The 516-nt window shown below is 43.4% G+C and carries 1 protein-coding gene; it reads left to right on the top strand.

Features of this window, described 5'->3' with window-relative positions:
* Positions 1 to 87: 87 nt before the first annotated feature.
* On the top strand, positions 88 to 516 hold a 429-nt coding region (locus tag R7E78_RS30605), incomplete at its 3' end, for an aromatic amino acid transport family protein (protein WP_318059206.1).

Raw genomic sequence — 516 nt, 5'->3', positions numbered from 1 at the left:
CACGATTCACCACATAGTTGATGTGATAACAATCACTAAAACAGATACCATCCGCCACATTATTATTTTTATAAAGGCGAGTCTTAAGTGAAAGAATCTCGAAATACGTTAAATTCTAGTGAATTAAACACAACAACCTCTTGGTCAAAACATGACACACATTGGGTACTCAGCCTATTCGGGACCGCCGTTGGTGCCGGTATTTTGTTTCTGCCAATCAACTTAGGCATCGGTGGATTTTGGCCACTAGTCGCAATGGCGTTTTTGGCATTTCCAATGACTTACCTCGCCCACCGCGGTTTAGCGCGCTTTGTATTGTCTTCTAAGATCAAAAATGCCGACTTTACCGATGTGGTTGAAGAACACTTTGGCGCAAAAGCGGGACGTTCAATCTCTCTGCTTTATTTCCTATCGATTTTTCCTATCCTGTTAATTTACGGCGTGGGCATCACCAATACTGTAGACAGCTTTATGGTGAACCAAGCGGGAATGGAAGCCTTACCACGCGAGCTACTT

The sequence above is a fragment of the Vibrio sp. YT-19(2023) genome (assembly GCF_033337395.1).
This window is presented reverse-complemented; position numbering and strand designations above follow the sequence as displayed.